At 74.4% G+C, this 11,414-nt stretch carries 9 protein-coding genes; 5 read left to right on the top strand and 4 right to left on the bottom strand.

What is annotated here, in order from left to right:
• Positions 1 to 416 precede the first annotated feature (416 nt).
• Positions 417 to 2,666: a transglycosylase domain-containing protein gene (locus AC3CHW_RS06545; RefSeq protein ID WP_488469863.1), complete on the top strand. Its 2,250-nt coding sequence runs from the start codon at positions 417 to 419 to the stop codon at positions 2,664 to 2,666.
• Between the two features lie 123 nt (positions 2,667 to 2,789).
• Here the strand turns inward: AC3CHW_RS06545 and AC3CHW_RS06540 are convergent, their stop codons facing one another.
• Together AC3CHW_RS06540 and AC3CHW_RS06535 are read right to left on the bottom strand one after the other, a co-directional pair.
• Positions 2,790 to 4,007, bottom strand: coding sequence for a polysaccharide deacetylase family protein (locus AC3CHW_RS06540; protein ID WP_488469862.1), 1,218 nt, complete (start codon positions 4,005 to 4,007; stop codon positions 2,790 to 2,792).
• A gap of 153 nt (positions 4,008 to 4,160) precedes the next feature.
• Positions 4,161 to 4,973, bottom strand: a complete 813-nt coding sequence (locus AC3CHW_RS06535) for a peptidyl-tRNA hydrolase (protein ID WP_488469861.1) — start codon at positions 4,971 to 4,973, stop codon at positions 4,161 to 4,163.
• A gap of 144 nt (positions 4,974 to 5,117) precedes the next feature.
• Between AC3CHW_RS06535 and AC3CHW_RS06530 the strand changes: the two genes are divergently transcribed.
• Positions 5,118 to 6,101 carry an ABC transporter ATP-binding protein gene (locus tag AC3CHW_RS06530; protein WP_488469860.1) on the top strand — a complete coding sequence of 328 codons (984 nt, stop codon included), beginning with the start codon at positions 5,118 to 5,120 and terminating at the stop codon, positions 6,099 to 6,101.
• On the top strand, positions 6,098 to 6,766 hold the full coding sequence (locus tag AC3CHW_RS06525; protein ID WP_176164623.1) for an ABC transporter: 669 nt from the start codon (positions 6,098 to 6,100) through the stop codon (positions 6,764 to 6,766). Before AC3CHW_RS06530 ends, AC3CHW_RS06525 begins: the two co-directional genes overlap by 4 nt.
• A gap of 106 nt (positions 6,767 to 6,872) precedes the next feature.
• On the opposite strand, the gene AC3CHW_RS06520 is transcribed toward AC3CHW_RS06525, so the two are convergent.
• Together AC3CHW_RS06520 and zapE are read right to left on the bottom strand one after the other, a co-directional pair.
• Positions 6,873 to 8,273 carry an alkaline phosphatase PhoX gene (locus AC3CHW_RS06520; protein ID WP_488469859.1) on the bottom strand — a complete coding sequence of 467 codons (1,401 nt, stop codon included), beginning with the start codon at positions 8,271 to 8,273 and terminating at the stop codon, positions 6,873 to 6,875.
• 345 nt (positions 8,274 to 8,618) lie between these two features.
• Complete coding sequence (zapE, locus tag AC3CHW_RS06515; RefSeq protein WP_488470982.1) at positions 8,619 to 9,692, bottom strand: cell division protein ZapE; 1,074 nt, start codon at positions 9,690 to 9,692, stop codon at positions 8,619 to 8,621.
• 124 nt (positions 9,693 to 9,816) lie between these two features.
• Between zapE and AC3CHW_RS06510 the strand changes: the two genes are divergently transcribed.
• Both AC3CHW_RS06510 and AC3CHW_RS06505 read left to right on the top strand, forming a co-directional pair.
• Positions 9,817 to 10,647, top strand: a complete 831-nt coding sequence (locus tag AC3CHW_RS06510) for a pyrimidine reductase family protein (protein ID WP_488469858.1) — start codon at positions 9,817 to 9,819, stop codon at positions 10,645 to 10,647.
• A 128-nt stretch (positions 10,648 to 10,775) separates the two neighbouring features.
• Entirely contained in the window at positions 10,776 to 11,270 is a 495-nt protein-coding gene (locus tag AC3CHW_RS06505) for an indole-3-glycerol phosphate synthase (RefSeq protein WP_488469857.1), read from the top strand.
• Positions 11,271 to 11,414 lie beyond the last annotated feature (144 nt).

Raw genomic sequence — 11,414 nt, 5'->3', positions numbered from 1 at the left:
GAGAGTCTTGGCCCCCCGTAGGGGGGACGAACCCCGTCCGCGTTCGGTTCAGAGCTTCATTTGAGGTTGCTCCGTGGGCGATCTCCGCGCGGTCCCACGGGGGTTGGGCACCCCGGCGGCGGGGTGGTGCGCCGGCGGGCGTGGGCGCGCTCTCGGGGAGTGCGGACAGGCGCGTAAAGGGGCTGTGGGCTTGGTTTTCGTGCGGCCCGGGGCGCGTTGAGTGATGATAGGCACGCGAGTTGGGATGCGTAGATTGCGCTCGTGCGGGTCCGCTAATGTCGGCACTGCTACGAACTTGTGCGGTTCTCTTGCGAAAGCTGTTCACAAGGCGCCATAGAGTCGGACGGTTGTGGGGGCGCGGATCGGTGCGGGTGCGCGCCGGGTCCGCCGCGTCGCATTCGGGACGTAGGAGAGACGTGCGGATCGGAAAGCTGTTCGCGGCGGCCAAGGCGCGAAAGTCCAGGGGGCCGGACGGTTCGACCGGGCCCGCGGAGCCGGGCACGCCGCCCGCCGCGCCCCGCCCGGCGCCCGGGCACGACGACGCCCACACGATCACCCTCGGCATCGTCACCCCCGGCAGGGCCGCCGCGAGCGACGGCCACCCCCCGCCCCGCCCCGGCCCCGCCCCCGCGACCCCCGCCGCCCCGGGCGCGACCAGCCAGGGCGGCGCGACCGGCAGGGGCCGCAGGCGCAAGGCCCGACCGCGCCGTGGCCCGTCGCTGCGCCGGCCCCGGATCGACTACCCGCGCGTGGGCAGGCGCGGCGTGCGCCGGTGGGTGCCCTCCTGGCGGCTGGCGCTCGGCACGTTCCTCTTCGTCCTCGGCACGCTCTCGGGCGTCGTCGGCTACGCGTACTCGCAGACCGAGATCCCCTCCGACCTCAACGACTTCGCCACCCAGCAGGACAACGTCTACTACTGGGCCGACGGCACCGAAATGGGCCGGACGGGCCAGATCAACCGGCAGGCCACGGCGTTGAAACGGGTTCCCGAAGACGTGCGGTGGGCGGTGCTCGCGGCCGAGAACGCCTCGTTCTACTCCGACAGCGGTGTTTCCCCGACCGGCATGTTCCGCGCCGTGACGCGCATGATCACCGGGGGCGACACCCAGGGTGGTTCGACCATCACGCAGCAGTACGTCAAGAACGCCTATCTGAACCAGCGGCAGGACCTTTCCCGCAAGGTCACCGAGATGTTCATCGCCATCAAGCTGGACAACAAGATGAGCAAGGACGAGATTCTGGAGGGATATCTCAACACCAGTTGGTTCGGGCGCGGCACCTATGGAATCCAGCGCGCCGCCTACGCGTACTACCGCAAGGACGTGTCCGAACTGACCGTGAGCGAGGGCGCCTTCCTCGCCACCCTCCTCAAGGGCGCGGGAATGTACGACCCGCACCTCAGCGACGCCAACCACCGGCGGGCCGTGGAGCGCTGGGAATGGGTGCTCGACCGCATGGTGGAGATCGGCAAGCTCTCCCGTTCCGAACGCGAGCAGATCACCGAGTTCCCGGAGCCGCGCAAACCCCCCAAGCCGGTCGGCCTCGACGGGCAGACGGGATATCTGGTGGAGACCGCGCGGGCCTACGTCGCCGCCCACACCGACATCGAGCCCGCCGACTTCGACCTCGGCGGCTACCAGATACGCACCACCTTCGAGAGGCCGAAGGTGGAATCGCTGGCCGCGTCGGTGAAGGAGGTCCGCGACGAGCTGCGGCCGAAGGAGCGGGAGGCGGATCGGGAACTCCACATCGGCGCCGCCTCGGTGGAGGCCGACGGGCGCATCGTCGCCCTCTACGGCGGCCCCGACTACGTCAAGCAGGGCTTCAACGACGCCAACGCCTCCAACGTGCCGGCCGGCACCGCCTTCGCCCCCTTCGTCTACGCGGCCGGGCTCCAGGAGGGCGTGCTCAAGAAGCGCGGCGAGAGCCGCAAGACGATCACGCCCGCCACCGTGTACGACGGCGACGACAAGGCCGCCCTCCAGACGCCGGAGGGCCCGTACTGGGACCGCGGCGGCAAGATCGTGCGGGCCCGCAACGACGACGGCAAGTCCTGGGGCGACATCAGCCTGCACCAGGCGCTGGTGAACTCGGTGAACACGCCGATCATGCAGCTCGGCATGGACGTGGGCCTCGACCGGGTGCGTCGCACCGCGACCACGGCGGGCCTGCTGCCCAGCAGCTTCGGCGAACAGGTGCCCGCCCTCTCGCTCGGCACGGCCAAGCCCAGCGCGATCCGCATGGCCAGCGCGTACGCCACCTTCGCCGCGCACGGCATGCACACCGAGCCGTACTCGGTGACCCACCTGACCCGCAACGGCGACGCCGTGCCGCTCGACGTGCCCAGCGGAAAGCGGGCGCTGCGCGCCGAGGTGGCCGAGGCGGTGGACGGGGCGCTCAAGGACTCGCTGCGCACCGGCGCGGCGAGCGCGGCGGGCGACGTCGGGCCGGGCGCGGCCGGCAAGGCCGGCACGGCACAGGACCGCACCTCGGCCTGGTTCGTCGGCTACCGGGACGTGCTGGCCACGGCCGTGTCGATCAGCAGGCTCGACCCCGAGACGCACGAACTGCTGCCGCTCGACGGCGTGGGCGGCGACCCGTCGGGGAAGACGGGCGCCGGCTACCCGCTCGCCATCTGGCGCGACTACCTGCGCTCCTCGCCCTGACCACGGCGCCGGCCGGCCCACCAGTGGCCACCGGTCGGGCGGGGCCGGTGGCGGGCCGGCCACGGCGGTGCGCGGGCGGCCCGGCCGGTCGCGCGGGAGCGGCCGGGCCGCCCGGGGCGGGCGCTACTTCAGGAACGTCTTCCAGTCCGGTGCCTGCGCCGGGTCGAGGCCGCGGAGCTTGGCGAGCACCTTCGGGTCCTGGGCGTCGAGCCAGTCGGCGAGCTGTTTGAAGGACACGCAGCGCACTTCCTTACGTGTGCACGCCTCGCGCATCACGTTCTCGATGGCCTGCATGTATATGCCGCCATTCCAGTTCTCGAAGTGGTTGCCGACGAACAGCGGGGCGCGGCTGCCGTTGTAGACGCGCTCGAAGCCGTTCATGTACCCGCCCGTGGTCAGGTCCAGCCACTCGTCGTACTTCGCCGGATCGCCCTCGGTGCTGTCCCCGGACTGGTTGTAGAGGAAGTTGAAGTCCATGGAAAGGACCTGCTTCTCGCTCTTGGGGTACGGCAGGAGTTGGAGCGGGAAGTTCCACACCCCGTCGATCTTCGTCGGCCAGATCTGGAAGTCGCCCGGGGAACTCGCGTCATAGCGCCAGCCGAACGACTTGGCCGCCGGTATCAGCGTCTTCTGCCCCTCCAGGCACGGGGCCCGGCCGCCCACCAGTTCCTTCGTGTAGTCGAAGGGCAGCGGGTCGATGTCCGTGAAACCGGTGTTGGTCTTCCAGTTCTGCACGAACGAGTACTGCTGCTTGATCTCGCTCTTCCACTCGTCGACGCTCCAGTCGTCGCCCCCCTTGGCGCCGCAGAAGTGCCCGTTGAAGTGGCTGCCTATCTCGTGCCCGTCCTGCCACGCGCCGCGCAACTGCTCCAGGGTGTCCCGTATGTGCGGATCGGTCGCGAAGGATATCGCCGCGCTGCCCGGCTTGTGCTGCGGCGGGCGGTACAGCTCGCGCTTGGACTTCGGGACCAGGTACATCCCGGTCAGGAAGAACGTCATCTTCGCGTTGCTGTCCCGCGCCACCTGACGGAAGTGCGAGAACAGCCGGTCATCGCCCTGCAACGCGCCGTCCCAGGAGAAGACGATGAACTGCGGCGGCCGTTGCCCCGGCTTCAGCTTCGTCGGCTTGGGCTGGTGCGGCTGCGGCCCGGTGTAGGACGTGGAACCGTCCCCGAGCACCTTGACCTTGCCGTCCCAGGGCTCCTCCGTCGGCTTCGGTTTGCCGTCCTTGCCCTTGCCGAGCGGGCCCGGGAGCGTGGGCCGGGCGCCGGTGGCGGTGGCGGACTCCTTCTTCCCGTCGTCGGAATCACCGCGCGAAAGCCCTATCGCGACCGCGGTCACGGCACACGCCGAGACGATCGCGACCGCCGTGTAGAGGCTCTTCTTCGATGGCTTCGACGATTCACGCGACGAACGCGCTCGACGTGATTTCTTCCGGGACGTGCTCAACTTCGCCCCCCTGGGCACCAGTACAGATGTTCTCGTGCCTAAGTATCACAGTTCTCCGGGGCGTTTCCGAAGGGCCGGGTGGTCTGCGACGATCGTGCACGAACCGGGAGCGATCTCCGTGAATCCCGCGTCCCGCACCACCGGCAGCCCACTGTCGGCCAGGGCCCGCCAGCGCTCCGGCGGGGTGACGCGCACCGCCAGCGCGAACCCCGACCCACGCCAGGCCGCGCGCTGCTCGTCGGTCAGCTCCCACCAGGCGAGCTGCGCCCCGTGCCCGGCCTGGGCCATCGCCTTGCCGGCCGACATCTCCAGCTCCGGGCTGAGCCACAGCACGGGCAGGCCCGGCTCCGGCGGGCCCGGCGCGGTGGGCTCGGCCAACTCGGTGCCCGACACCTGGAGCTTGGCCAGCTCCCTGGGCCAGCCGTCCAGCGGCACCGGCGGGAAGACCCGCACCTCGGCGCTGGCGCCGGTGACCGTGATCCCGGGCAGCTCCGCGGCCCGCCGCCACTCCGCGCCGCGCGCCCGCCGCACCACCTTGCGGATGCGGGCGTCCTCCCAGTCCCGTACGGCCTTCGCCCACGGCCCGTCCGCCGCCGTCGCCCGCTCGTCGGAGAGCAGGGTGAGCACGGCGCGCGCGGCGGCCTCCAGGGCGTCGGTACGGGCCGGGGGAGCGGCCTTCTCCACCCGTACCACCAGCGGCAGCACGTACTGCTGCGCGGCGTCACGGTCGGTGGCCGCGCGCCCGGCCGTGTCCGGGCGCGCGGTGGCGTCGCCCGGCGTCGTGGCGGGCTGGGTGGGGGAGTCGTCGGGGGTGGCGGGGGAGGCGTCGCGGTGGGCGTCGGATGCGGAGCTGATCACGCGCTCCAGTCTGCCAGCCCGCCCCCGAGCCCCCGCACGCTCGTGCGCCCGCCGCGCACCCGGCCGGCGCGGGCCCCCGGGGCCCGCCCGGGCCCGCGCTCCCGGCCCGGTCCGTGACCGGGGGCCTCGGCTAGGGTCGGGGCCATGAGAGCGCTACGACCGCCGCCGGGCGGGCTCCGAACGCCGCTGGCGCTGGAGGGCGTTGGCCGGCGGTACGGGCCGCGCGGCCCGTGGGTGCTGCGCGACGTCGAACTCGCCGTGCCGGCCGGGGCGCTGCTGCGGATCGTGGGGACCAACGGCACCGGCAAGTCCACCCTGTTGCGGATCGTCGCGGGCATCGACCGGCCCACCGTCGGCCGCGTGCGGGGCCGGCCCCGCACCGCGTACGTGCCCGAGCGCTTCCCCGCCGAACTGCCCTTCACGGCCGTCGGGTACCTCACCCACCTGGGCCGGGTGCACGGCCTGCGCCGGCGGCCCGCCGCCCACGCGGCGGCACGGTGGCTGGAGCGCTTCGGCGCGGCCGGGCACGCCCACACGCCGCTCGCCGAACTCTCCAAGGGCACCAGCCAGAAGGTCGCCGTCGCCCAGGCGCTGCTGGCCGACCCGGAACTGCTGGTCCTCGACGAGGCGTGGACGGGGCTCGACCAGCGGGCGCGGGCCGAACTCGACCGGGCGGTCGCGGAGCGGGTCGCCGACGGCGGCGCGGTGGTCTTCGTCGACCACGACCCACGGCGGCTCGCCGGCGCGGTCGACGCCGTCTACCACGTCCACGGCACCGGCCTCGCCCCGCGGGACCCGGACGGGCCGCTCGCGGCGGACGGGCCGGCCGGCCCGGGCGCGGCGGGCCGGCGGGTACGGATCGAGGCCGTGGGCCCGCCGGGCGCCGCGCCCCCGGACGGACTGCCCGGCGCGCCCGAGGTGGCCGGCGCCCCCGACGGCGGCACGGCGCTGACGGTGCCCGCCGCGTACTCCGACGCGCTGCTCCGCGCCCTGCTCACGGCCCACCCGCCCTGGCACATCCGGGCCGTGACCGAGCCGCCCGCGTCCGAGGGGCCGCCCGCGCCCGACGGGCCGGCGGCGCCGGCGGGCCGCGCGCCGCACTCGCCGAAGTCCGAGGACCGCCCGTGACCGCCCTGTTGCGCTACCAGGCGGAGCTGCTGATCCGCTCCCACCGGCTGCTGCCCCCGCTGCTGCTGTACGGGGTCTTCCTGGCGATCGGCGTCCAGTCGGGGCAGCCGATCCTCGACTCGCTCGGCTACACCGCCGCCGGCCTGCTGCCGGTGGCCGCCTGGCTGGTGCGGGTGTGCGTCGCCGGCGACCCACCGGCCGCCCGGCAGGTCGCGGCAGCCGCGACCAGCCCGGCCCGGGTCCACCTGGCGTGCGTGCTGACCGCGCTGCTGTGCTCGACCGCGCTCGGCGCGCTGGCCACCGTGGTCGTCGCGCGGATCAGCGGCGCGCACAGCGCCGACCACCGGGTGACGGTCCCGGTGGGCGAGGCGACCGTGGGCGGGCTGCTGGCCGCCGTCGCCTGCGCCCTGCTCGGCACGGCGGTCGGCGCGCTGTGCAACTGGCCGTTGCTGCGCCGCCCCGGTTACGCCCTGCTGGCCACGGCACTCGCCGCGCTCGTGGCCCTGGTCCAGGCCCCGTCGCCGGCCCACGCCGCCGTGCGCGACCTGGTCAGCGGCTCGCACAGCGGGGCGGTGCCGATGCCGGTGCCGGCGTGCGCCGCCGCCGCGCTGCTGTGCGCCGCGGCCACCGCCGTGGCCTGCGCGCTCAGCTCGCGAAGGGCCTGAGCGCGGGTACGCGGTCCGGACGCGCGGTCCGGACACGTGGCCCGGGCCACGCGGCCGAGTGCGCCGCCGGTACGCGGTGCGCGCGCCGGCGGCGCCCGTCCGGCGGCTACCGCCAGGGGCCCGTCACGGCGAACGTCGTGCCCGGCGTGTAGCAGTTGACGTACATCGTGCGATGGTCGGGCGAGAAGGTGACCCCCGCGAACTCGCCCCACGACGGCTCGTCGGGTGTGCCCAGGTTCTGCCGGCCGCGCGCCATCGGGTAGACCTCGCCGCGTCGCGAGAGGCCGTAGACGTGCTGGGCGCCGTCGCCGTCCTCGCACACCATGAGGCCGCCGCTGGGCGCGAGGGCGATGTTGTCGGGCGACTCGCCGGGGAGGGCCACGTCGGTGTCGGGGCCGAAGACGATCACCAGGGTCAGCCGTTCGCGCCGCGGGTCGTACCGCCACACCTGGCCGAAGTGGTCCCCGGCCGAGCCCTCCTCGCTGCGGGCGTAGCTGGAGACGAAGTAGACGCTGGAGCCGCCCCAGTAGCAGCCTTCGAGCTTCTGCGCGTGGGTGATGCCGCCCTTGCCGAAGTCCTGGAAGCGGATGGGCGTCTCCGCGGCCAGCGGGTCGGGCACCGGCACCCACTCGACGCGGTCGAAGGCGGTGCCGGGCTCCCGGATCGCCGAGAGGTCGGGCACGTCCGGCACCCGCATGGCCTCCAGCACGCCGCCCGCGCGCAGCGAACCGCGCCCGCCGCGCGGCTTGTTCGGCAGAAAGCGGTAGAAGAGGCCGAAGGGGCGCTCGAAGGCGTCCTCGGTCTCGTAGACGACGCCCCGTCGCGGGTCCACGGCGACGGCCTCGTGCTGGAAGCGCCCCATCGCGGTGAGCGGCACGGCGCCGGTGCGCAGCGGGTTGTACGGGTCGACCTCGAAGACGAAGCCGTGGTCCTTCGTGTAGCCGTTGGTGCCGGCCCGGTCCTCGGTCTCCTCGCAGGTCAGCCAGGTGTGCCAGGGCGTGGGGCCGCCCGCGCAGTTGACCGCCGTGCCGGCGATCGCCACCCGCTCGCCGAGCACCCGGTTCCGCTGGTCGAGCGCGAGCGTCGTGCAGCCGCCCATGCCCGTCGGGTCGTACGTCAGGCCCTCCACGGCGGGTACCCGGATGGCGGCGTCGGGGCGGTTCTCGTGGTTACGGACCAGCCGGGTGTGGGCCCGCCCGTAGGCCGCGGGTCCCGGGTGACCGGGGGAGCCGGGGAAGGCCGCCATGCCGTCGTGGTTGCTGGGCACCTCCCCCTCGCCCGAGCGCAGCGGGTCGCCCTCGCGGGAGAGCACCTGGTAGCGGAAGCCCGCCGGCAGGTCGAGCAGTCCGTCCGGGTCGGGCACCAGCGGGCCGTAGCCGCCCGGCCGGTCGGCCCCGGGCGCGGCGGCGGCCGTGCCGGCGAAGAGTTCGGAAAGCGCACCGGTGAAGGCGAGGCCGGCCCCGAGCGCCCCGCTGCGGGCCAGGACCTGACGTCGTGTCGTGGACATAAGGTGACTCCCTGTTGGCGGACAGGTGACGTGATCCGCCCGTGTGTACCACGCAACGGCCCGGACGGGAACCAGCCGCGCGCACCCGCCACGCCACCCCCGGCCCCGTACGACCGCCCCGCTCACCACGCCCCCGCCACGCGGCGCACCCGCGCCCCCGAGCCGCTCGCCCAGGCCAACGCCGCCGCCGCGCCCACCAGTTGGAACCCGCCCCGCCCCGCCCCGCCCCGCCCGCCCCGCCCGCACCCGGCACCCCGTATCCCGTCCACCCGCGTGCGGCGGCGAGCCGTGCGGGACCGCGCGCAAGGCGGCAGGGCCGGCGCCGCGCCCGGGGGCGTCGCGCCGCTACGCCTCCAGGAGGCCCTTCGCGTCCCGCGCCAGGGCCGTCAGTCGGGATATCGCGCGGAAGTACTTCTTCCGGTAGCCGCCTTCGAGCATCTCCTCGCTGAAGAGCTGGTCGAACGGCACGCCGGAGGCCAGCACCGGGACCTCCCGGTCGTAGAGCCGGTCGGCCAGGACGACCAGGCGCAGCGCGGTCGCCTGGTCGGGGACGGGCGTGACGCCCGTCAGACACACCGCGTGCAGCCCGTCGGTCATCGCGCCGTACCGGCTCGGGTGGACCGTGGCCAGGTGGCCGAGGAGCGCGCCGAAGTCGTCCAGGGAGGCGCCGCGCGTGCGCTGGGCGGCCTCGGTGACGGTGGCGTCGGAGTACGGCGGCGGGGCCGAGGGCAGGCCCCGGTGCCGGTAGTCCTCGCCGTCGATGCGCAGCGGGCGGAAGTGCGCCGAAAGCCCCTGGATCTCGCGCAGGAAGTCGGCCGCGGCGAACCGGCCCTCGCCCAGCTTGCCCGGCAGCGTGTTGGAGGTGGCCGCCAGCGCCACGCCCGCCTCGACCAGCCGGGTCAGCAGGCTGGAGACCAGCACCGTGTCGCCCGGGTCGTCCAGCTCGAACTCGTCGATGCACAGCAGCCGGTGCCCGCTCAGCGTCCGCACCGTCTCCTGGAAGCCCAGCGCGCCGACCAGGTTCGTCAGCTCCACGAAGGTGCCGAACGCCTTGCGCTCGGCTGGCGCGGGCGTCGCGTGCCACAGCGAGGCCAGCAGGTGGGTCTTGCCGACGCCGTACCCGCCGTCCAGGTAGACCCCGCGCGGGGCACCGGCCGTGGCGGGCCTGGCCTTACGGAACCAGCGCCGGCGCCCGTCCGACGAACCGCCGGCCCCCTCGCCCAGGCCCGCGGCGAACGCGCGCAGCACGCGCACGGCCTCGGCCTGGCTCGGCTGGTTCGGGTCGGGCAGGTAGTTGTCGAAGCTCACGAGGCCGAAGCGGGGCGGCGGCACCATCTCGGCGACGAGCTGGTCGGCGGGGACGCGCGGGGCGCGGGAGGTCAGCGCGAGTGGGCCCTCGTGCGTCGCCGCGGTCCCTATTCGGGAGGCGGGCGCAGAGCTGGCGGCGGAGTCGGCAGAGGAGGACGAGAAGGACACAGCGTTCCAGCCTAGTCGCTGCCCACCGGTCCACCGCCCGCCGAGGGACCCATGTCACACTGCGGCCATGCGACGCCTGTTCCCCCCGACACCCGACCCGACGGACATCGAAGCGCGCTCCTGGTCGCTGGACGAGTTGGCCGACGCGTACGCCTATCCGGGTGAGGCCGGCGCCGCCGGGCCGCCGGCCGGGGCGGGCGCGGCCGGCGCGCCGGCCACCACGAGCCCGCGGCCCACGGCCTGGCTGCGGGCCAACATGGTCGCCTCGCTGGACGGCGCCGCCTACCACGACGGCCGTTCGCAGCCGCTGTCCTCCGACGCCGACATGCGCGTCTTCGGGGTGCTGCGCGGGCTGGCCGACGCGATCGTGGTCGGCGCGCAGACGGTGCGGCAGGAGGGGTACCGGCCGGCCAAGGCCCGCGAGGCGTTCGCGGCGCGCCGGGCCGCGGCGGGCCAGTCGCCGGCGCCCGCCATCGCCGTCGTCAGCGCCAGCCTGGACCTGGACTTCTCGCTGCCGCTGTTCACCGCGCCGCGGACGCCGACCCTCGTGCTGACCGGGGCCGGGGCGCCCGCCGAGCGGGTGGCGGCGGCCGAGGCGGCGGGGGCCGTGGTGGTGCGCGCGGGCCAGGGCGCCCGGGTCGACCCGGGGCTGATCAAGGGGGCGCTGGCCGAGCGCGGGCTGACCCGGCTGCTCACCGAGGGCGGACCGACGCTGCTGGGGCAGTTCGTGGCCGCTGGCGCCCTGGACGAGCTGTGTCTGTCGGTGGCGCCACTGCTGGCGTCGGGCGAGGCGGCGCGCGTGGTCAACGGGCCGGCGCTCACCGTGCCGGAACGATTCTCCATCGCTTCCGTCATGGAGGAGGACGGTTTCCTCTTCACCCGCTACCGTCGGCTCTGACAATCGGCGGAATTTACCGTTCCGGTTAACTTCCGCTGGGCAGACTTGTGTCACGCGGCCCCGTGCGGGCACGCGCAGGATGGTTTCTGTTGGGCCGCTCGGGCCCAGGGAGAAGAAGGGCGTCCGTCGTGTTCACGAGCGTATTGATGATCGAGCAGCCCCTGACACCAGCGGATGTGGACTTCGTTGCCTCGCTACACGGCGACGATGCCGTCTCCTTCATCGTCCTCATGCAGCCGCGCGGCGACCAGGACCGACTGCTGCGCGCGATCGACGACGTGGCCCTCGGCGAGCTGGACCGGGCCGTCCAGGAGGCCGAGATGCCCGAGGGCCACGCGGACGGGCAGCCCGCCGAGCGCGCCCTGGCCCACTCCCTGGACGCGCTGCGCGCCACCGGCAGCGAGGCCGTGGGCCAGCTCGTACAACGCCACCCGCTGGACCTGCTGCGCTCCGTGGTCGAGGAGACCGGCGCCGACGAGGTCATCGTGCTGACCGCGCCGCACTTCGTCGAGGAGTTCTTCCACCGCGACTGGGCCTCCCGGGCCCGGCACAAGGTCGGCGTCCCCGTCCTCAAGCTCTTCTCGCACGCGGCGGACGAGCCCCCCGAGAGCCAGCAGGGCTGACCCGCCGCCCGGGCCGGCGCGCGGCGGCGGACCGTACGCGAGCCGCCCGGCCGTCCGGGCCCCGCCACGCCGCTCGGCCCACCGCTCGGCGAGGCGGGCGGCTCGCGGGCGCGCGGGCCGGCGCGGGGGGCGCGCGGCCGGGGG

The sequence above is a fragment of the Streptomyces sp. MGP-BFMKR1 genome (genome assembly GCF_057766585.1).
This window is presented reverse-complemented; position numbering and strand designations above follow the sequence as displayed.